Raw genomic sequence first — 20333 nt, 5'->3', positions numbered from 1 at the left:
ATCACTTTGCCAAGAGAAAGCTCTGGTGGGTCGGGGGTTCTTGGATTGCCCGGCGGTTGTTGTGGCTGGAAATGTTCATGGGTGCGATTGAGTGCGATTGCTCTGTGGAGGGAGGGCCGAAAGCGCGGTGGCACGATCGGGGAGCGCGCAATTTTTGGCGGTGGGATCGGGTGGGATCGTGTGGGATTTCCAGAGTGAAACTGTTCCGGCCGGAGTGGGATTCCGGTGAGATCTCCCGGTGGGATCGCGGGAGAATTTTGCGGCACGATTAGACACGATCAGGCGCGATTGCCCTGGATTGCCGGCGCTCGGTGCTCCTGTCCTCGCATGGCTTCGAATCCGATTTTGATTCCAAAGGTCGGAACTACCCGGAACCAGCCGGATCTCCACTGATAAAAGGCCGGCGACTGAAGCGGAACGCCGACGGCAGGCGGGAACACGACCGCCTGACAACAGGCGGCCGTGACTGCCGGAAAGGCCGGCAGCCATTTTTTCAGTGAAATGGGCAATTTTGCTTCGCATCGTCTGTGAAATTCTCGCTCCCGCTCTGCCGCTCTGCCTAACCACCCCTGCCTACGGCACGATAGGACCCGATCCAACGTGCGCCGCCAATGTTGCACGCATTACCGGAAATGTCAAGTGAAAAGTGACTTTGGAAGAGGATTAACCACGGATGACACGGATGGGCGCGGATAGAGAACATCTTTTCTGTATCCGTGCCCATCCGTGGTTTCTCTCCGTTTTCGATTCGGGCCCGCCCTTAAAAGAGCACGTTGGCGACGAACTGGGCGACGTGGGCGGGCGTTTTCCGGTGGCGACGGACGACGACGACGAGTTCGCGGACGAAGCGCTCGCGCATCGGGAGTCGCCGGAGGGTTTGTTTGCGGCCGTAGAGCGCCAGGGCGCGGATGGGCACGAGGCTGATCCCCAAGCCGAGCGCCACGAGGTTGATGATCGGATCGAAACCGTCCATCTGCATGGTCGGCTCGACGGGCAGGCCCTGCCGCTTCATCCATCCACGGAGCTTGCGGCCGGTGTTGGTGGCGTCGTCGATCAGCAGCCAGTTCTGCTTTAAGAGCCAGGCGGTGCGTGTCTTGGTCGAGTTGGGCAGGGCAAGGAAGGCGGCGGCGAGTTCCCGGGACGCCAGCAGCGTGAAGGTATCCTCGAATCGATGGGTCACCCGCACGGTTTGCGGGAGCCGTGGCGGCGGGCAGAGGACGCCGAGGTCGAGGTCGTTCGCTTCGAGGGCGGCGAGAATGTCGGCGCTCGGTTGATAAGAGGCACGGCAGGCGACTTGCGGATGGCGGCGGAGATTGGCGTGAAAGAAGCCGGGAAGATAAGCGTGACCGATGCTGCGCGAGATGCCGACCCGCACTTCCTGGCGTGCCCCGGCGAATTGTTCCCGCAGCCGCTGGAGGGACGCTTCCACGTCCCCGATGAGCCGCGCGGATTCGTGAAAGAGGAATTCGCCCGCCGGGGTGGAGCGGACGCTGCGGGTGGTGCGCTCGAGCAGTTCCAGCCCGAGGCTGGCTTCCATGCCCTGGATCTGCCGGGTGATCGCGCTTTGGGTGAGCCCGGCGAGTTGCGCGGCCTTGGTGAAGCTGCGGTGCTGCACCACGAGGCGAAAGAGCTGAAGTTCGTAGAGATCGAACGGCGGGGCGTGCAGGAACTCATTCATTTCCAGCATCAATGTATCCGACTAATGAATTTAACACAATAGCCGCCGGGCACTACCTTTCGACCACTCAACGAAAGAAAACCTATGGCTGATCCTACCAACAAAGCTCCCGAGAACGTCCCCGGCCCCTACTATGTGGATGACACGTGCATCGACTGTGACCAGTGCCGCGCGATCGCGCCGGACTTTTTCGTCCGTCAAGAGGCGGACGGCTACACCTATGTTCCCCGCCAGCCGCGGACACCGGAGGAGATCGCCCAAGCTGAGGAAGGGCGTCTCGGCTGCCCGACGGATTCCATCGGGAATGACGGTGGTACGGAGATCTCCGGCGATCCGGCGACACGAACGACGCACGGCTGACGTGGAGTGCAACGAAGTCGAAAGCCGAGCGTGAAGAGATCCTTTGGAACTGCGGGCAAACCCCGTCGCTTTGCCATCGATGGTGCTGGTGGTACGACGGGGTCCTTCGACTCCGTTACACTCCGCTCAGGATGACACGCAAGGAGAGAGTCGCCCTCGATGCGACTGGGATGGCGCACCTTCGTGATTCTCAGCCCGGTCGGCCAATGCTAAGCTTGGACCAATTCCTGACCTTGCCCTGCGACCATGCGCTTTCTGCTTTTCCTACTCATCGGCCTGTCCCCCTTCTATTCCCTGCCGCTCGACGCGGCGGAGGCGAAGCGGCTGACGGTGGTGGATTATTACCTGCAGCTTCCGGACAAGACGTTCGAGGGGCCGGCGAAGGATTGGCTGTCTTTCCTGCGCCAGCCGAAGTGCGGGACGGTGGATATCCCCAATGGCTACATGAGCTGCACGGGCGACGGGGCGCAGCCCAATTTCGAAGTGGCGTTGTTTCGTTACAAGGATGACAAGCCGCTGCTCGCCGTGTGCCAGGGGGAACTGGAAGGGAAGAACTCGAAGTATCTCACTTTCTACGAGCCGGGATTCGGCGGTCGCCTGCACGAGGTGAAACGCTCGATCTTCCCGATTGCGAATGAGACGGGATTTCTTTTCGAGCTGCCGCACAAGGGACGCACGGTGATCGTGCGCACCGAGAAGGGCGGCAAGCTACACGCCAAATACGCGTGGAATGGGGAGAAGTTTATGGAGGAGAAATAGATGGCAACCGACTACGAGGCCAAGGCGTTGAGCCCGATCCTGCCAGTGGCGGAGATGGCGGTGACCGTGGCTTTCTATCAAGAGGTGCTGGGCTTTGAGGCTGTGCGGCCGGCGGAAAATTATACGATCCTGCGCCGGGGCGGCGTATCGCTCCATCTCACGACGGCCGCTCCCGGGGTGCTGGAGCGGGCGCGCGGACATTTGTCGATTTACTTGCGGGTGGAGAAGATCGAGTCGCTGTGGGCTCACATGGCCCAGTTCAAGGATCGCTACAAGGTCCGCGATCTATTCGACCGCGACTACGGGATGAGGGAGTTCCACATCATCGACCCCGATGGGTGCCTGGTGTTCGTCGGGCAGGTGATCGCGCAATGATCAGGGACGTTGGTGATTAAAACGCAGAGGCGCGGAGGGAGGGAGAAGAGGCTGGCGGACGGGGAGCGGTTCTGGCAGCGTCGCAGCGTTCCCCGCCCTCCTATGAAACATTCGTTCCTCTTCGCCGGCCTGGCGCTCGCCGTGGCTGCAGTGACCGTGGCCGCGGTCTCGAAACCATCCGCAAAACAGCTCACGCCCCAGCGGGTCGCCGAGGTGAATGCGTTGAGCAACGCGGCCAATCTCGATCGAGTCGCCGTGAAAATCTCGGGCTTTCCCGCCGTGACGGTCGCATCCGGCGGAAAAAAAGCGGTGGTGGAGTTGATCCGGGAGTTTCGCTACCCGACGGAATTTGATCCGCCGGTGGCCTCGACGACGCTCGTGGCCGGCAACTTTCCCGTCACGCCCACCACGCCGCGCGCTTTTGAGACGATCAACGTCGGCTGGACGATCACGCTAAGCACCAAGGCACGCGGCGGATTGATCGATGTCTACGGCGTGGCGGACTTCGTCGAAGTCGATCTCGTGACGGGCGGTTACGGGGCGCTAGCCGGTCCGATCCTGACAGACAAGGGCGACGTGATCACGCCAAATAAACTGGAGCAGCCGAAATCGCTGACCACGACGACGCGCTTTCACATCTTCGCGGTGCCGGGAGAATCATACGACGTGACGCTCTACCGCGGCGGCAAAGCGGAAAAGCACACGGTGACCGTGACGGCGGAGTAGCGGCGGGGCTGAGAGGGAAGAGACAACAACCCGCACCAATCAATCAATCGAGTGAACGAGGAGCAATTTAAGCCAATTATTCGGCAATGGTTTGAACACTCCGGCTTTAGAGTGACCGATATACCTACCGACGAAACCCAAACACCAGATTTTCACATCACTAAGGATTGCGAAGGATATGCGCTGGAGTTGAAGATCAAAGGCGACGATCCCGACGAATTGGCTGAAGATTCCGCCGTACTCCAATCCGGCCAGATACTCGAACGTTCCATACCGCTTTCACCGCGGAACAGGTTGGGAACCATAATCCGCGAGGGTTACGGGCAGATAAAGACATGGGATCCGCAGTCACAATACTTTCACGTCCTCTGGGTTCATTGCACCGGAAGAGACGCGATACATCTGCGAGACAGATTTCGCCGGACAATTTTCGGCCAGCAGGGACTATTCAGCACCGACCAACCCGACAAAACAGAAGCGTTCTATTTTCGGGAAAGCTCGTTTTGGCGACATCGTAATGGCTTGGACGGTATTTTGCTTTCTTTGTTTGAGGGCAGCAATTTTTCCTTACAGCTGTGCGTAAACACCGTCTCTCTTCGGGAGGCCGCTTTTCGCAAATCGCATTTGTTCGACCTGCATAAAAATGGCCTCTACGATCCAAGGGCGCTTGAGCGCGACAGTGGCGTTTTGATCGCTGACTGCGACCTAGCTCGCGACGACGAATCCGCGATCCTCGCCTTTTTGCGGGAGAAGTATTCTCTTGAGCACCTTCAGACATGGGCGTGCACCAAGCTATTATTCGGCACCCTGACCAAAACTGAGGGTCGCGCTTGCCGCAAGGGCCGCGACGGGGAAAGATGGACGGCTCATGATTTCCCTCGATCCCGAAAATGCCGCGACCGCGTTTCCCGAACGCGTGCGGGAGATTTTCTCGGAGACGGGGCTGCTGGCGCAGGCGAAGAACTTCGAATACCGGCCGGAGCAGCAGGAGATGGCGGTGGCGGTGGCGGCGGCGCTGAGTGAGCAGCGGCACCTGGTGGTGGAAGCAGGGACGGGCGTGGGAAAGTCGCTGGCCTACCTGGTGCCGGCGGTGTTGTGGGCGCTGGAGAAGAAGAAGAAGGCGGTGATTTCCACCTATACGATCAATTTGCAGGAGCAGCTCGTCTATAAGGACATCCCAATCGTGCGGAAGGTGCTGCCGGTGGAATTCGAGGCGATGCTCTGGAAGGGGCGGGCGAACTACCTGTGCCCGGTGCGGCTGGAGCGGGCGGTGGCGCAGGCGCAGGAGCTCTTCACCTCGCCGGAGCAGGCCGAGCTGACGCGGATCTGGGAATGGGCGCAGACGACACAGGATGGGACGCTGTCGGATTTCTCCGTGGAGCCGGATTCAGCGGTGTGGGCGCAGGTGTGCAGCGAGCAGCACATCTGCACGACGAAATCCTGCGGGCAGAACCCGAAGTGCTTTTACCAGAGGGCGCGGAAGCGGTTGCTAACGGCGGACGTGGTGGTGATGAATCACACGCTCTTTTTCCTGAACCTGGGCGGGATCGCGGAGCAGGAGGAGAACGAGAGTGGGTATCTATTTTCGAACGACTTCGTGATCTTCGACGAGGCGCATACCGTAGAGCAGGTGGCGGCGCGGCAGATCGGGCTGGGCGTATCCCAATATGGACTGCGCTATGCCTTGCAGCGGCTGTACAACCCGAAGACGAAGAAGGGGCTGTTCCAGGTGCACCGGAATCCGAACGCGGTGAAGGAGACGGCGACGCTGCTGGAGGAGGTGGATACGTTCTTCGACAAGCTCGGGGAACGCGGGGACTTCAAGAAGGGGCGCGAGTTCCGGGTGCGGCAGCCGGATTTCGTGACGGACTCCCTGACCGCGCCGCTGGCCAAGCTGCAGCAACTGGTGGTGGAAACGCTGCGCGGGATCGAGGACGACATCGCGAAGGCGGAGCTTCAGGACCTCGGCCGGCGGATCCGCGATGCGCGCAGTGCGATCGCGACTTTCCTCAAGCAGGAGGCGGACGACCATGTCTACTGGATCGAGAAGACCGGGAAGACGCAGCAGTTCCATGCGCTGCACGCGGCGCCGATCGATGTGTCGGCTTATTTGCGAGCGCTGCTTTTCCCGGAGGGGAAGTGCTGTGTGATGACCAGCGCGACGCTGAGCGTGGGGACTGCGGAGCTGAACTATTTTCGCAACCGGGTGGGCGCGGACGAGGTGGAGGCGCGGCAGATCGGCAGCCCCTTCGACTACCAGCGGCAGATGAAGCTCTATATTACCCGGAAGATGCCGGATCCGCGGGACGCCGCCTACGAGGCGGCGCTCGGGGACCAGATCGAGCACTTCGTGGGGATGAGCAAGGGGCGGGCGTTCGTGCTTTTCACCAGCTACAAGGCGATGTCGAACCTCGCCTCGGCGCTGCGGGAGCGGTTGGACGACCTGGATTACAAGCTGCTGGTGCAGGGGGAAGGATTGCCGCGGCATCGGTTGATCGCGGAATTCAAGAGGGATGAGCGGCACGTGCTTTTCGGGACGGACAGCTTTTGGATGGGCGTGGACGTGCCGGGCGAGGCGCTGTCGAATGTCATCATCACGCGCTTGCCCTTTGCGGTGCCGGATCACCCGTTGATCGAGGCGCGGCTGGAATTGATCGAAGCCAACGGGGGCGATGCGTTTGCGGAGTATTCGCTGCCGGAGGCGATCCTGAAGCTGCGCCAGGGGGTGGGGCGGCTGATCCGCACGAAGAGCGACGAGGGGATCGTGGTGATCCTGGACAACCGGGTGCTGACGAAGAGCTACGGGCAGGCGTTTCTGCGGGCGTTGCCGAAATGCCCGGTGGAGATTGTGTGACGGGAATGGGCGATGGGAAATGGAAGATGGAATGGCGGTGGAGCGAGGGGCACCGGGTGGAAGTGGTTTGCCATGAAGCGTTATGCAGGGTGCGGAGGATTGACCAAATATCGGCAATCCTTGGTTTTTTTTGTCCGCCACCGGTACTCCCGAGGGTCGGGCGTGTGAATTCGGAGAAAAAAAATCATTTGGCACTTTCGGGCGTAAATCCCACATTCCCACAGAGTAACTGACCTGCCTGACAGTCGATGCCGCAAAATGTTCAGAATATTTCCATTGCACCATGGCAGAGCGCTTGCTAGCAACGCGCGTCGCCAACAACAGTCTCAACCCCTGATGTGAGGCGACACCTAAACCAACCAAGAAAACTACAAGAAAGACCCAACATGACCAAACACAGCATCGCAGCGTTCTGCGCGCTCACCTTGGCCGCCTTCGGTTTCGCTCCCACGAGCTTCGCCGGCGATGACGGCAAAGACGTGAAAGAAACGAAGGACATTAAAGAGCAAGTCAAAGAATCGTGCATCACTGGCGATATTGGCGTGACTCTCGTCTCGGCCTACATCTCGCGCGGCCTCGTCCTGGAAAACCAGGGCGTGATCGCTCAACCCTACCTCGACCTCTACTTCAAGCTGTATGAGGGCACCGGCTTCATCAACAAGGTGACGCTGAACCTCGGCCTCTGGAGCTCGATCCACTCCCATCCGCAGCCGGATGGCAGCACCTCGACGACCCGCAACTGGTACGAGTTCGACTACACGCCCGGCATCGCCATCACGTTCGCCAAGAACTTCACGTTCACCGCGAGCTATTTCGAGTTCGACTCCCCTGCGGATTCGTTCGACACCGCGCGCAGCTTGAACTTCAACCTGGCGTATGACGACACGGATCTGCTCGGCAAGTTCGCGTTGCACCCGCACGTGACCTACCTGCGCGAAATCACCGCGCCCGGCGTCGCTGGCCTCGGTCCGAATGGCAACTACTACGAAGCGGGCATCGCCCCTGGCTTCGCCGCCGGCCCTGTGGCCATCACCTTCCCGATCACGGTCGGTTTGGGCAGCGAAGGCTTCTACGCGAGCGACACCTTCGGGTACGTTGCTGGCGGTTGCCAACTCTCCATCCCGCTGAGCTTCATTCCTGAATGCTACGGCAAGTGGACGTTCTCGGGTGGCTACACCTACTACCACCTTGGTGTTGAAGTTGCGGATGCCACGAATACTGGCCACCGCAGTCAGCACGTCTTTCAAGGCGCAGTCGGCCTGACCTTCTAAGGTTCAGACCTTTCGGTCTCTCTTGCGGCTCCTCCGGGCTTCGGCCCGGAGGAGTCCGCGAGGCCCAAAAAGAGAGCGCGTCATAGGGCGCGAAGGGGCCTCAAAAACCTGTTCTTTCCACGGCATGCAAGCGACCCAACTCTGGGTATCACGCTTTCCGCCCAATCGGCGCTTCCCCTCCCTGCACCAGCGCCGCGCGGGCTCCCCTGTTTGGTGTTTCTCTACGCGAGAGCAAAGTCAGAAACCACACAACACCAAACAAATGAAACTTCTCAAATCACTCGGGCTCGCCCTGCTCATGGGCGCGACCTCTCTTAGCCTCTCCGTACGTGCGGAAGACACCGTCAAGGTAGGTGTCTTGCATTCGCTGAGCGGCACGATGGCCATCTCGGAGACTTCGCTTCGTGACGTCCTCCTCTTCACCTTCGACGAAATCAACGCCAAGGGTGGCGTGATGGGCAAGAAGATCGAGCCCGTCGTCGTCGACGGCGCGTCGAACTGGCCGCTCTTCGCCGAAAAGGCCAAGCAGCTCCTGGAAGAAGACAAAGTCGCGGTGACCTTCGGTTGCTGGACCTCGGTGAGCCGCAAGTCGGTGCTCCCGGTCTTCGAAAAGGACAATGGCCTGCTCTTCTACCCCGTGCAGTACGAGGGCGAAGAACTCTCCAAAAACATTTTCTACACGGCCGAAGCCGTCAACCAGCAGGCCACGCCGGCGGTCGACTATCTCCTCGCCCAAGGCAAGAAGAAGTTCTACCTCCTCGGTAGCGACTACGTTTATCCGCAGACCACGAACCTCGTGCTCCTCGAGTATCTCCTCTCCAAAGGCGTGCCGCTCGAAAACATCGGCGGCGGCTTCAAGAAGGACGAATCCGGCAAGATCATCTCGGCCGGCAAGTACACGCCCTTCGGCCACACCGACTACCAGCAGATCGTGGCGGAAATCAAGCAGTTCGCCGCGGGCGGCAAGGCTTGCGTGATCAATACGCTCAACGGCGACACCAACGTCCCGTTCTTCAAGGAATACGCGGCGGCCGGCCTCACGGCGGAAACCTGCCCGGTGTGCTCGTTCTCGATCTCGGAAGACGAATTCCGCGGCCTCCCGGCCAAGCAACTCGTCGGCCAGCTCGGTTGCTGGACCTACTTCATGTCGATCAAGTCGCCCGCGAATAAGAAGTTCGTGGCTGATTTCCAGGCGTGGCTCAAGAAGAGCACCGTGCCCGGCATCGTGAAGGAAGGCCGCGTGACCTGCTCGCCGATGGTGTTGAGCTATGATGGCGTCTACCTCTGGAAGGCAGCCGTCGAGAAGGCCAAGAGCTTCGAAGTGGAGAAAGTCGTGGCGGCGCTGGAAAGCGGCCTGAGCTTCGACGGGCCCGGCGGCAAGGTGACGACGCAGAAGAATCACCACCTCACCAAGAACGTCTTCATCGGGGAGACGAAGGCGGACGGCCAGTTCAAGATTCTGAAGGAATACAAGGACGTGTTCGGCGAGCCCTTCCTGAAGGGCACCTTCAAGGCGAAGGAGGCCAAGAAGTAAGCCGGACGGCGCCACACACGACCATTCATTACCTAATCCTTTTGGGTTTGGGTTGGAGGGGCGGGTGCCACCAGTGCGGCCCCGCCCCTCTTTCATTTTCGCTGACCAGAACCAAGAACCATGACATCGCCTTCCACTCTGCCGACAAAACCCCTGCGGGCCTCGCTACGCCTGCTGGCTTGGGCCATCTGCAGTTTGCTCGCCGTAATTCCGCTCCGCGGAGCCGACACCGCGCGGCAGACGATCGCGAAGGCGATCCTCGAGGAAGATGGAGACAAGAAGACCGCGCTGATCAACAGCCTGGTGGGACAGACGGACGAAAGCATCCCGGTGTTGCTGGCGACGTGGAAGGCGGACGCTATTTTTCTCTACAAGATCGATGACGACCACAAGGTGCCGGTGACGCTGTTGGAAGGAAAAGATGCGGATGACAAGCAGGCGGCGGTGCGCGTGGATGACGGCAAGCCATTGGTGGACCAGGACGGAAAACCGGTGCGATTGGTGGCGAGCGATCTGGACGCGGCGGAGCACGATTCGAACCTGCGCGCCACGATGAAGGGCGTGCTCGATTTGCTTTCGCTGACCGATCCCAATCCCGATAAACGGATGCAGGCAATCGTGACCCTGGGCATGTCGCAGGAGACGGAAAAGCTGCCGCAGTTGCTCAAGCTCCAGCAGACGGAGAAGGAAGGAAAAGTGAAACGAGCCTTGAGCGAAGCAGTGGCGCTGATGCAGCTCAAGGACGAGAACCCGGAGGTGCAGATCGCGGCGGCGAAGGCGCTCGGCGAGATGGGCTCGATTCCGAGCCGTGATTTTCTGAAACAACTCATCGCGGATAGCGCGGGAAAGCCGGAAGTGGTGAAAGCGGCCAAGGTGGCCGAGGCGGCCATCGCCAGCCATCTTACTACCGTCAATGCCATCGGCACCGCTTTCCGCGGCCTGTCGCTCGGCTCCATTCTTCTGGTGGCCGCCCTTGGCCTCGCCATCACCTTCGGCTTGATGGGCGTGATCAATATGGCGCACGGCGAGCTGATCGCGGTCGGCGCCTACACGACCTACGTCATCCAGGGACTGTTCGCCACAGGGGTGGTGATGCAAATTCCCACTTTTTTCTTCCAGCCCATCACGTTGCGCTTCTCGGGTATGAACCTCTCGGGGAACAAGCTGGACGCTTACTTTCTCGTCGCGCTACCCATGAGCTTCCTGGTGGCCGCTCTCGTCGGAATCCTGCTGGAGCGCTGCGTTATCCGGTTCCTGTACCGCCGGCCGCTGGAAAGCCTCCTCGCCACCTGGGGCGTGTCCCTCGTCCTGCAGCAAATGTTTCGCCTCACCTTCGGGGCGAACAACGTCCAAGTCTACAGCCCGGCTTACCTCAGCGGCAACTGGACGGTCTTCGACGTCATCCTTGGCTGGAACCGCGTCTTCGTCATTTGCTTCGCCATCTTCATCATCATCGGCACACACCTGCTCCTTACCAAAACGCCGGTGGGCTTGCTGATTCGCGCCGTGACCCAGAACCGCCAGATGGCCGCTTGCATGGGCGTGAAGACCCAGCAAGTCAATATGCTGACCTTCGCCTTCGGCGCCGGGCTGGCAGGCTTGGCTGGAGCTTTTCTGAGCCAGATCGGCAACGTGGGTCCGAGCCTCGGACAGGACTACATCGTCAACGCCTTCATGACGGTCGTCGTCGGCGGCGTCGGCAATCTCCTCGGCACGGTCATCAGCGCCCTGGGCATCGGCCTCATCGACCAGAGCCTGCAGCAGATCCTGCTGAATCCCGTGCTCGGTAAAATCCTCGTGCTGGTCGGCATCATCCTCTTCCTGCAGTGGCGCCCGGCGGGCATTTTTGTCACCAAGAGCCGGAGCTTGGAAGGATGACGATGACGATTAACACCCAATGGCAGAATCCGCTGCGCAGACTCACTCTTGTTGGACGTTCTCTTTCTTTTGACCAATGAAACGCAATATCTCCAAGATCGAGCTCGCGGTGGCCACGATCATCGCCCTCTTCCTGGTTGTCGGCTTCCCCTTGCTCAATGCCTCGGGCATGGTCGCCGACTACACGATCAACGTGTGGGGCAAGTATCTCTGCTACGGCCTGCTCGCCATCTCGGTCGACCTGCTCTGGGGTTACACCGGTCTCCTTAGCCTCGGCCAGGCGCTCTTCTTCTCTCTCGGCGGTTACATGCTCGGCATGAATCTCATGCTGATGATCGGCCAGGACGGCCAGTACTACAAATCCGGTAACAACCCGAACCTGTTGCCGGATTTCATGGTCTTCCTCGGCCACACCTTCCTGCCCTCCTTCTGGCGGCCGTTTTATTCCTTCCCATTTGCCGTGATGATGGTCGTGGCCATTCCCGGGTTACTAGCCTTGATCTTTGGTTTCTTCGCCTTCCGCTCCCGCATCAAGGGCGTCTATTTCTCCATCCTCACCCAGGCCCTCACCTACGCGGCCTACATCTTTCTGTTGCAGAACGATGTGACCATGGGTGGCAACAACGGCTTCACCGACTTCAAGCGCATCCTGGGCTATAACCTTCGCGAACCCGCCACCCAGCGCGGTCTGTACATCGCCACGGCAGCGGTCCTGGTGGGCGTGTACGCCTTCTCGCGCTGGCTCACGACAACGAAGTTCGGCCTCGTCCAGCGGGCCATTCGCGACTCGGAAACGCGCGTCCTGTTCTCCGGCTATGCGGCCGCTAACTACAAGCTGTTCATCTTCGTCATCGCCTCCTCCGTCGCGGCCCTCGGCGGCGCGCTTTACGTTCCGCAGGTCGGCATCATCAACCCGGGCGAACTCGCCACCGACAAATCGCTCGAAGCGGTGGTCTGGTGCGCGGTCGGCGGACGCGGCACGATTATTGGCCCGATCATCGGCGCGATCTTCGTGAACCGGCTGAAGAGCTGGGCCACCACGAGCTACCCCGATTACTGGCTCATCATCCTCGGCGTGATGTTCATCCTGATCGTGCTCTTCCTGCCCAAGGGGATCTACGGGCTGGTCCTCCAGGTTTGGAATTTCCTTTTTAAGCCAAAGCTCGATCCCACACGGGATATCGTCGCCGTGCCGGAAGCCGAGCCCACCCCGGTGCCAGAAACTGTCGGCACCCCTTCGAAGTAAGCCCATGAAGATCGAAAGCACGCAAAAGCAGTTCCTGCTGGCCGCCGAAGGGGTGAACAAATCGTTCAGCGGATTCAAGGCGATCAACAACCTGAACTTCTATCTCGATCCCGGTGAACTGCGCACAGTCATCGGGCCGAACGGCGCCGGAAAAACGAGCTTTCTCGATTTGATCACGGGGCGCACCAAGCCGGACACGGGCACGATTGAATTCGAGGGCACCTACAGCATCCCGAGGATGAACGAGTACGAGATTTATCGGCTCGGCATCGGGCGGAAATTCCAGACGCCGACGGTCTACACCGACCACAGTGTGTGGGAAAACCTCCTGCTCAGCCTCGAAGGCAGTCGTGGCGTGTGGAAATCCCTCTTTCACCGCCCGAACAGCGGAGAACGCGACCGGATGGATGAGATTCTGAAGACGATCAATCTTGTCTCGCAACGCGATTGGAAGGCTGGCGCGCTCGCCCACGGCCAAAAACAATGGCTGGAGATCGGCATGCTGCTCGCGCAGAACGCGAAACTCTTGCTCGTGGATGAACCCGCCGCCGGCATGACTGACACGGAGACCCACAAGACCGGCGAACTGCTCCTGTCGCTCGCCGGCAAGCACACCATCGTGGTCATCGAGCACGACATGGTCTTCGTCCGCCAGATCGCCGAGGGCCGGAAAGTGACCGTGCTTCATCAAGGCTCGGTGCTCTGCGAAGGCGGCGTGGATGAAGTGCAGAACGACGAACGCGTGCTCGACGTCTATCTCGGCCGCAAAAAGCGCAATAACTAACATGCTTACCGTCCAATCTCTCGAACTCTCCATCGGCGGCAGCCGCATCCTGCGAGGTGTGGAATTTGAAGTGCCCGACAACCAATGTTTCTGCCTCATGGGACGCAACGGCGTGGGCAAGACGAGCACGCTGCGCAGCATCACGGGGGTCATGAAACCCAGCGCGGGCAAGATCACCCTTGCCGGGAAAGACATCACGAAGCTCTCCAGCGAGGCCCGGGCCGCGGCCGGCATCGGCTATGTCCCGCAAGGGCGCGACATTTTCCCACAACTCACGGTCGAGGAAAACCTGCACATCGGCGCGATCGCCCTCGGCCGGAAGACCAACGGCAGCCTCGATCGGGTGTTTTCCCTCTTCCCGATTCTCAAGGAGTTCCTGCCCCGCAAAGGCGGCATGCTCTCCGGCGGCCAGCAGCAACAACTGGCGATCGGGCGCGCGCTGCTCACGGAGCCGAAGATCCTCATCCTCGACGAGCCGACGGAAGGCATTCAGCCGAACATCATCGACCAGATCGGCGAGGCCATTAAGCTCCTCCGCCGCGGTGGTCATCACAACGAGGCGGGGCTGCTGGCCACGATGAGCCAGACGATCAAGAAGGCGAAGGAAGACGAGAGCGTTCCGAAATCGCCGTTGCTCGACGAAGCGGCGGAGACGGCCACCGTCTTATTGAAGGAAGGCATCGAAAAACATCCCGCGCTCTTCAATCGTTTTGCGGAGTGCATCGAGGCGTTGCGCAAGGCCCAGCCGACCGGCACCAATCTCGGTGACGAAATCGGCAGCGCACTCAAGCAACTCCACGGCGAGGCGAAGATGAGCATCTTGCTCGTCGAGCAGTACCTCGATTTCTGCAAGGAGCTGGCGGATACCTTTGCGATCATGGACCGCGGCGCCGTCGTCTGCGCGGGAACCGTGGATGCGCTGACGGACGACGTGGTGAAGAAGTATCTGACAGTGTAGAAATGAGGGAAAAAGCGGAATAAAAGGCCAAATTCCGCAATGGAGCCAATGGAGCCAATGGAGCCTCGCCACCAAGCGGATTAATCCTCCACCATCACCGCCAGAGCCTGGCCGGCTTCGACGGTCTTTCCAGGGGTAACGAGGATCTTCTCGATACGCCCGGCCACCGGCGCGGCGATCGCGGTTTCCATCTTCATCGACTCGAGAATGATGATCTTGTCGCCCGCGTTGACGCGGTCGCCTTCCTTCACCACCACCTGCCAGACACTGCCGGGCAGGTGCGCGGAGACGAGACGGCCATTGGGCGGCAGTTCGATGTCGCTCGCCGGGGCTGCGGATTCCGCTTCCGTGGCGACGACGTCCTGCCCCGCGGCCTTCCAACGCTCGCGCTCCTCGGCGAAGGCCTGGCGCTGCGTCGCGCGAAAGGCGGAGATGGAGTCGGCGTTGGCCGCCAGGAAGGCCTGGTAGTCCTTGAGTCGGAAGGTCGTTTCCTCGACACGAAGTTGAAATTTGCCTACGAGAAAGTCCTCCCGCAGGCGCAGTAATTCATCGGCGCTCACGGGATAGAACCGCACTTGATCGAAGAAGCGCAGGAGCCACGGTTTACCAACGGCGAAATCGCGGGTCACGCGATAGGTATTCCAGACCTGCACGGTGCGGCCGACGAATTGATAGCCGCCCGGTCCCTCCATGCCATAGATGCACATGTAGGCGCCGCCGATGCCGACGGCATTCTGCGGCGTCCACGTGCGCGCAGGGTTGTATTTCGTGGTGACCAGCCGCTGCCGCGGATCAAGCGGAGTCGCAACCGGCGCCCCGAGATAAACGTCGCCCAGACCGAGGACGAGATAGCTCGCATCGAAGACGATACGTTTCACTTCCTCGATATCCGCGAGCCCATTGATCCGGCGGATAAACTCGATGTTGCTCGGGCACCAAGGCGCATCGGAGCGGACAGTCTGCGTGTATTTCTCGATGGCCAGCCGCGTCGAGGGGTCATCCCACGAAAGCGGCAGGTGCACAATGCGCGAAGGGACTTCGATGTTCTCGAGGTCCGGAAGAACGGATTCGGCATGCAGAAGTGTCTGCATCAAGTCGTCGAGCGGCAACTTGAGCGAATCGTAATGGATCTGGAGCGAACGAATGCCCGGGGTGAGGTCGACGATCCCGGGAATGTGTTTTGCCTCGAGCCACTGCATGAGCGCATGGACGCGGAACCGCAAAGCGAGATCGAGGACCAGGGGGCCGTACTCCACGAGCAGATATTTGTCGCTGGCCCGCCGATAGCACACGGCCACGCGACCGGGTTCCTCGGGCAGGCGGTACTGCACGGCGTCCTCGTCCGTCTGATCGAAGTCCTTGCGTCGAGTGTCGGGCAGATCGAGCAACACCTTGAACTCGCTCTCCTGCTCGCGTTCCCGCGCGTTGGCCTCGGCCAGCGGCATGCGGTGGAAGCGCACCGTGTCGCCCGGCTTGAGCTGCCCGATTTTCCAGAGCTCGCATTCCGCGATGCACGCGGGGCAGACGAAACCGCCCAGGCTAGGGCCATCCGGGCCGAGGATGATCGGCATGTCGCCGGTGAAATCGATCGCCCCAACCGCGTAGGCATTGTCGTGAATGTTCGACGGATGCAACCCCGCTTCCCCACCATCTGCACGCGCCCATTGCGGCTTCGGCCCGATGAGGCGCACACCCGTGCGGTTCGAATTGAAGTGCACCTTCCACTCCGTGCTGAAGAACATTTCAATGTCTTCACCGGTGAAAAAATCCGGTGCCCCGTGAGGCCCGTAGATGACACCGATCTCCCACGCATGGGTGTAGATCGGTACGACGGTGATCGGCACGGCGAGACCGATGCCGGAGGCCGCTTCGCTGGGACCGATGTGCAAGACATCACCGAGGCGCAGCGCGCGGCCACCGTGGCCACCGAAATTGCCCAGCGTAAACGTAGCGCGACTTCCAAGATAACGCGGCACCTGCAGGCCGCCGCGCACGGCGAGATAAGCGCGGGCTCCCGCACCGTCCACCGCTCGCATCCGCAAGACATCCCCGGCCTGCACCGCGATCGCCTTCCAGCGCGACGCGCGAATACCGTTCAGTTCCGGTTGCATGTCCGCACCGGTGATGGCGATTTCCGTCGCGACGTTGAAGCGCAGCGTTGGGCCGGTCATCATGATCTCCAAGCCCGCGGCCGACTCCGCGTTGTTCACCAGGCGGTTGGCATAGCGGAAGGCGAGTTGGTCCATCGGCCCCGAAGGGGGCACGCCGACATTCCAGAATCCGATACGCCCGGGCCAATCCTGCACGGTGGTCTGGGCGCCGGCGTCGAGCACGTCGACGGAATGTGGCCGGTACTGAAACTCGCTGAGCGAACGCGTGATGATTTTGCCGTCGGCAAACAGCGGAGTCGCGATGATTTGCCGGAGGTACTCGAGATTCGATTCGATCCCGCCGAAGGACGTGCCATCGAGGGCCGCTTGCATGCGCATGATGGCATCGGCGCGGTCCGCAGCGTGCACGATGATCTTCGCCAGCATAGGATCGTAGAAGGGCGTGACCTCCGTGCCATCCTCCACCCACGTCTCACACCGGGCGCTGGCGTGGAAGCTGACTTCGGTGAGCACGCCACAGCTCGGCTGAAAATTCTTGTTCGCATCCTCGGCGTAGATGCGCACCTGGATGGAGTGACCGCGGGGCTGATGCTCGTAGGTATCGAGGAAGCTGGTATCGCCCGCCGCAAGGCGCACCATCCACTCGACGAGATCAACGCCCGTGCACTCTTCCGTGACGCCATGCTCGACTTGCAGCCGGGTATTTACCTCCAGGAAATAATAAGCGCCGGTGTCGGCATCGAAGACGAACTCGACCGTGCCAGCAGACCGATATTGCACGGCCTCGCCGAGTTGAACGGCCGCCGCGAAGAGCCCAGCGCGCTGTTCCTCCGTGATGCCCGGCGCCGGAGTTTCCTCGATCACCTTCTGATTGCGACGCTGCGCGGAACAATCACGTTCGCCAAGCGCCAGCACGCGACCCTGGCCGTCGCCGAAAATCTGCACCTCGATGTGCCGGGCATTCGCCACGAACCTTTCCAGGAAGATCCCGGATTCCTTGAAATTGCTGCGGCTCAACCGCTCGACGGATTCAAACGCGTCCGCGAGTTCGTCCGCATTCCAGCAAACCCGCATGCCGATGCCTCCCCCGCCTGCGGTGCTTTTGAGCATCACGGGAAAGCCAATGCGCTCGGCGGCCACGCGGGCTTCGTCGACACTGGCGAGCAAGCCGGTGCCTGGGCACAGCGGGACCCCGTGTTGCTCGGCAATCTCGCGGGCCGTGTGCTTGAGACCGAAGCGCCGCATCTGCTCCGGAGTGGGCCCGATGAAGGCGAGACCCGCATTCTCGCAGGCTTCCGCGAAGTCGGCGTTTTCGCTGAGGAATCCGTAGCCAGGGTGAATCGCCTGTGCGCCGGTGTCGCGGGCGGCCTGAAGAATGCGCTCCACTTTCAAATAGCTTTCAGTCACCGGCGGCGGACCGAGCAGGACCGCATCGCCCGCTTCCACCACGTGCAGCGAATGCGCGTCGGCTTCCGAATAAACGGCGACGCTGCCGATGCCGAGCTTCTTGAGCGTGCGCGTAATGCGCCGTGAGATCACGCCGCGATTGGCGATCAGGACTTTCTGAAACATCCGTGTTTTCCCTTCGTGTTAATTAGTCCCAAATGAGCAAGCGGACCGGTGTAGGGTTATAGCCGTTGCATGGATTGTTGAGTTGCGGGCAGTTGGAAATGAGGCAGATCACATCCATTTCCGCGCGCATCTCCACATACCGCCCGGGCGCGGAGATGCCATCGGCGAACGTGAGGCCGCCATCGGGCGTGACCGGCACATTCATGAAGAAATTGATGTTGTGCGCGATGTCCCGCTTGCCGAGGCCCATCTGCCGGGCACCACGCAGGAAGCTGTCACGACAGGCGTGCATGAAGCGCTTCTCGATCGCATAGCGCACCATGTTGCTCTCGCAGGCACAGGCGCCGCCGAGCGTATCGTGGCGACCACAGGTATCGGCGGTGATGGTGAGGAGCACATTGCCGCGGGTGGACATCAGCTTTGTTCCGGCGGTGAGATACAGGCCGCCTTGCTCGCGAATCGTGTCCTGGGCACTGTAACGATCGATCGGATCGTGGGCATTGAAGAACAGCGTGTCCGCCGCCTGATTGCCCTCAAGATCGACGATGCGGAGGGTCTGGCCGCGCTGAATGACATGGATCCACGGATCGCCTGCCAGCAGCTTGAAGTCGTAAATGGCCGCTGCGGGATCGTGGGCGCTTTCGGTGAGAGTACTCATAGAAAGTAGCGTTCGGTGAGTGTAAAACCGCGTTGATTCTCGGGACGTGAATTGCGGCAGAGATCGTCCGGCGCCGGCGAAGGCGACGTCCAGACCGTGAGCTTGACGGGCTGCGGCGAGTAAGTCGGCGACGTATCCAGCGGGTGAATGCAGGTGTTGAGAATCACCAGCGCATTCATTTCCGACCGCAGATCGACGTAGGCGCCGCCGCGGGAATTGTCCGGAACATAGGTGAGCCGGCCTTCGCCACTCACCGACACTTTGCTGAAGAAATTCACGTTCATCGCGAGATCGCGCTCGTCCATCCCGTACTTGCCGAGTTCGGTGACAAAGTTGTCATGCGCGTTACGGTGCCAGTCGTTGCGGGCTTCCTGGTAGGTTTTCGCCCCGTACTTCTGCTCGACGATCTTCGCCGTAGACCAACCGGACAGCGGATCGTGCCAGCCACAAGTGTCTTCCGTGATGGAGATGAGGATGCGGCCCATGTCGGAATAGAGACAGTGCCCTTTGGTGAGGCGGGCGGTGTGCTGGCACTTGAGCGTGTCGGGGAGATTCAAGCGCTCGCTGAGCAGTTCGAAATTGTAAAGCAGCACGGCCACATTGGCGTCACCAGTGGTGTCGGTGATGCGCAGGGTAGTGCCGCGCTTGAGGACGTGGGACCAATTCGAACCCGGCGGAACGACCTCTTCAAAGCGGATGAGAGACGAATCGATAAGCGACATGGATCAATAGATGGGCGGCAGGATGTTGGAACTCACATTGAGGCAGCCGTGTTTCACTCCCTTGCAAACGATGAGCTCGCTGGCGATGGCCTTCAGGCGGACCCCGGGGCCCTGCACGAGCAGCACTTCCAGGCTGTGATGATTCTCGAGATGCACATGCTGCGAGGAGATGATCTCCTTGAGGTACTTGTGCTGGATCTTCATCAGCCGGCTCTGCAGGCCCGGCTTGGAGTGGTCGTAGGTGAGCGTGATGGTGCCGGCCATGATCTCCTTGCCGAGCTGATGCTGGTGATTGACCAGTTGCTCGCTGATCATTTTCGAGATCGCCTCGGAGCGGCTGGCGTAGCCACGCTCGACCACCATCTCGTCGAGCTCATCGAAGAGCGCAACGGGCAGGGAAATACTGATGCGGGCGGCGTTGTTTTTCTTGCGAGGTCGGGCCATTGGGAAAGACAGCGAGTGGTGCGGCGAGCAGGTAGCGTGCGAGCCAAAGCGTGTCGAGAGGAAGTATTACTTTTTCTGGTTTTCCTCATACTTTCACCACCGCAATTCGGCGGAATTTAGCCAATTTCGCTGCTTGGTTTTGCGCAAAGTGTGAGGAATTGCCCTCATCGTAATAACGCTGCGCGCCGAGCCCGTATCGACGTTTGCGCCTGATTTTCAGCGGCTTGGCGGAATTCGCCACAACTTCACGCTCCATGGCATGGAGGCTGCATAGCCCGCGCCCCGGCAGAAGCTCTGCCATCACGTGACCATCGCCATTTTTCTTCACCAGCCATGAGCGCACCTGTGCTCTGGCAATCCATGACGTGGGGGCGGGTGGCCTGTCCAACGCTTTTCCCGAACT

The 20333-nt window shown here is 60.5% G+C and carries 18 protein-coding genes; 12 read left to right on the top strand and 6 right to left on the bottom strand.

The genetic code is table 11. The features are described 5' to 3' along the window. Window positions 1-760 precede the first annotated feature (760 nt). The gene (locus ABJF10_RS00090) at window positions 761-1678 is read right to left on the bottom strand and encodes a LysR family transcriptional regulator (RefSeq protein WP_348542460.1); all 918 of its coding nucleotides are present in this window, start codon (window positions 1676-1678) and stop codon (window positions 761-763) included. Between the two features lie 84 nt (window positions 1679-1762). Between ABJF10_RS00090 and ABJF10_RS00085 the strand changes: the two genes are divergently transcribed. The 12 genes from ABJF10_RS00085 to ABJF10_RS00030 all read left to right on the top strand — a co-directional run bounded on the left by ABJF10_RS00085 (window position 1763) and on the right by ABJF10_RS00030 (window position 14423). Further along, complete coding sequence (locus ABJF10_RS00085; protein WP_348542459.1) at window positions 1763-2038, top strand: ferredoxin; 276 nt, start codon at window positions 1763-1765, stop codon at window positions 2036-2038. 246 nt (window positions 2039-2284) lie between these two features. Next, window positions 2285-2797 carry a hypothetical protein gene (locus ABJF10_RS00080; RefSeq protein ID WP_348542458.1) on the top strand — a complete coding sequence of 171 codons (513 nt, stop codon included), beginning with the start codon at window positions 2285-2287 and terminating at the stop codon, window positions 2795-2797. Further along, the gene (locus ABJF10_RS00075) at window positions 2798-3172 is read left to right on the top strand and encodes a VOC family protein (RefSeq protein WP_348542457.1); all 375 of its coding nucleotides are present in this window, start codon (window positions 2798-2800) and stop codon (window positions 3170-3172) included. It begins immediately after the preceding gene. A 102-nt stretch (window positions 3173-3274) separates the two neighbouring features. Then, a complete protein-coding gene (locus ABJF10_RS00070) occupies window positions 3275-3898 on the top strand; it encodes a hypothetical protein (protein ID WP_348542456.1) in 624 nt (207 codons plus the stop codon). Window positions 3899-3949: 51 nt separating this feature from the next. After that, the gene (locus ABJF10_RS00065; RefSeq protein WP_348542455.1) at window positions 3950-4921 is read left to right on the top strand and encodes a hypothetical protein; all 972 of its coding nucleotides are present in this window, start codon (window positions 3950-3952) and stop codon (window positions 4919-4921) included. Next, on the top strand, window positions 4815-6752 hold the full coding sequence (locus ABJF10_RS00060; protein WP_348542516.1) for a helicase C-terminal domain-containing protein: 1938 nt from the start codon (window positions 4815-4817) through the stop codon (window positions 6750-6752). The genes ABJF10_RS00065 and ABJF10_RS00060 overlap by 107 nt, the downstream gene beginning before the upstream one ends. 386 nt (window positions 6753-7138) lie before the next feature. Beyond that, on the top strand, window positions 7139-8023 hold the full coding sequence (locus ABJF10_RS00055) for a hypothetical protein (protein ID WP_348542454.1): 885 nt from the start codon (window positions 7139-7141) through the stop codon (window positions 8021-8023). 262 nt (window positions 8024-8285) lie between these two features. Next, complete coding sequence (urtA, locus tag ABJF10_RS00050) at window positions 8286-9557, top strand: urea ABC transporter substrate-binding protein (RefSeq protein ID WP_348542453.1); 1272 nt, start codon at window positions 8286-8288, stop codon at window positions 9555-9557. Window positions 9558-9677: 120 nt separating this feature from the next. Continuing rightward, window positions 9678-11435, top strand: a complete 1758-nt coding sequence (urtB, locus tag ABJF10_RS00045; RefSeq protein WP_348542452.1) for an urea ABC transporter permease subunit UrtB — start codon at window positions 9678-9680, stop codon at window positions 11433-11435. A 76-nt stretch (window positions 11436-11511) separates the two neighbouring features. Continuing rightward, the gene (urtC, locus tag ABJF10_RS00040) at window positions 11512-12681 is read left to right on the top strand and encodes an urea ABC transporter permease subunit UrtC (protein ID WP_348542451.1); all 1170 of its coding nucleotides are present in this window, start codon (window positions 11512-11514) and stop codon (window positions 12679-12681) included. A 4-nt stretch (window positions 12682-12685) separates the two neighbouring features. Continuing rightward, window positions 12686-13465 (top strand): urea ABC transporter ATP-binding protein UrtD, encoded by a 780-nt coding sequence (gene urtD / locus ABJF10_RS00035; RefSeq protein WP_348542450.1) that lies wholly within the window; start codon window positions 12686-12688, stop codon window positions 13463-13465. Window position 13466: 1 nt separating this feature from the next. After that, on the top strand, window positions 13467-14423 hold the full coding sequence (locus ABJF10_RS00030; protein ID WP_348542449.1) for an ATP-binding cassette domain-containing protein: 957 nt from the start codon (window positions 13467-13469) through the stop codon (window positions 14421-14423). Between the two features lie 80 nt (window positions 14424-14503). On the opposite strand, the gene uca is transcribed toward ABJF10_RS00030, so the two are convergent. The 5 genes from uca to ABJF10_RS00005 all read right to left on the bottom strand — a co-directional run. Beyond that, entirely contained in the window at window positions 14504-18106 is a 3603-nt protein-coding gene (gene uca / locus ABJF10_RS00025) for an urea carboxylase (RefSeq protein WP_348542448.1), read from the bottom strand. A gap of 22 nt (window positions 18107-18128) precedes the next feature. Beyond that, window positions 18129-18764, bottom strand: coding sequence for an urea amidolyase associated protein UAAP2 (locus tag ABJF10_RS00020; protein WP_348542447.1), 636 nt, complete (start codon window positions 18762-18764; stop codon window positions 18129-18131). After that, window positions 18761-19486: an urea amidolyase associated protein UAAP1 gene (locus tag ABJF10_RS00015; RefSeq protein WP_348542446.1), complete on the bottom strand. Its 726-nt coding sequence runs from the start codon at window positions 19484-19486 to the stop codon at window positions 18761-18763. The genes ABJF10_RS00020 and ABJF10_RS00015 overlap by 4 nt, the downstream gene beginning before the upstream one ends. Window positions 19487-19489: 3 nt before the next feature. Continuing rightward, the gene (nikR, locus tag ABJF10_RS00010; RefSeq protein WP_348542445.1) at window positions 19490-19930 is read right to left on the bottom strand and encodes a nickel-responsive transcriptional regulator NikR; all 441 of its coding nucleotides are present in this window, start codon (window positions 19928-19930) and stop codon (window positions 19490-19492) included. Window positions 19931-20015: 85 nt separating this feature from the next. Further along, window positions 20016-20333, bottom strand: a 318-nt coding sequence (locus ABJF10_RS00005; protein WP_348542444.1) for a hypothetical protein, incomplete at its 5' end; no start/stop codon positions are given.

Source organism: Chthoniobacter sp. (assembly GCF_040003245.1).
Lineage (GTDB): Bacteria > Verrucomicrobiota > Verrucomicrobiia > Chthoniobacterales > Chthoniobacteraceae > Chthoniobacter.
This window is presented reverse-complemented; position numbering and strand designations above follow the sequence as displayed.

What these genes read in the sequence shown, in the direction of transcription:
- ABJF10_RS00080 (WP_348542458.1), top strand. Translation starts at nt 2,285, where the DNA reads ATGCGCTTTCTGCTTTTCCTACTCATCGGCCTGTCCCCCTTCTATTCC.
- urtC (WP_348542451.1), top strand. Translation starts at nt 11,512, where the DNA reads ATGAAACGCAATATCTCCAAGATCGAGCTCGCGGTGGCCACGATCATC.
- ABJF10_RS00090 (WP_348542460.1), bottom strand. Translation starts at nt 1,678, where the DNA reads ATGAATGAGTTCCTGCACGCCCCGCCGTTCGATCTCTACGAACTTCAG.
- nikR (WP_348542445.1), bottom strand. Translation starts at nt 19,930, where the DNA reads ATGGCCCGACCTCGCAAGAAAAACAACGCCGCCCGCATCAGTATTTCC.
- uca (WP_348542448.1), bottom strand. Translation starts at nt 18,106, where the DNA reads ATGTTTCAGAAAGTCCTGATCGCCAATCGCGGCGTGATCTCACGGCGC.
- ABJF10_RS00085 (WP_348542459.1), top strand. Translation starts at nt 1,763, where the DNA reads ATGGCTGATCCTACCAACAAAGCTCCCGAGAACGTCCCCGGCCCCTAC.
- ABJF10_RS00030 (WP_348542449.1), top strand. Translation starts at nt 13,467, where the DNA reads ATGCTTACCGTCCAATCTCTCGAACTCTCCATCGGCGGCAGCCGCATC.
- ABJF10_RS00075 (WP_348542457.1), top strand. Translation starts at nt 2,798, where the DNA reads ATGGCAACCGACTACGAGGCCAAGGCGTTGAGCCCGATCCTGCCAGTG.
- ABJF10_RS00020 (WP_348542447.1), bottom strand. Translation starts at nt 18,764, where the DNA reads ATGAGTACTCTCACCGAAAGCGCCCACGATCCCGCAGCGGCCATTTAC.
- urtD (WP_348542450.1), top strand. Translation starts at nt 12,686, where the DNA reads ATGAAGATCGAAAGCACGCAAAAGCAGTTCCTGCTGGCCGCCGAAGGG.
- ABJF10_RS00015 (WP_348542446.1), bottom strand. Translation starts at nt 19,486, where the DNA reads ATGTCGCTTATCGATTCGTCTCTCATCCGCTTTGAAGAGGTCGTTCCG.
- urtA (WP_348542453.1), top strand. Translation starts at nt 8,286, where the DNA reads ATGAAACTTCTCAAATCACTCGGGCTCGCCCTGCTCATGGGCGCGACC.
- ABJF10_RS00055 (WP_348542454.1), top strand. Translation starts at nt 7,139, where the DNA reads ATGACCAAACACAGCATCGCAGCGTTCTGCGCGCTCACCTTGGCCGCC.
- urtB (WP_348542452.1), top strand. Translation starts at nt 9,678, where the DNA reads ATGACATCGCCTTCCACTCTGCCGACAAAACCCCTGCGGGCCTCGCTA.
- ABJF10_RS00070 (WP_348542456.1), top strand. Translation starts at nt 3,275, where the DNA reads ATGAAACATTCGTTCCTCTTCGCCGGCCTGGCGCTCGCCGTGGCTGCA.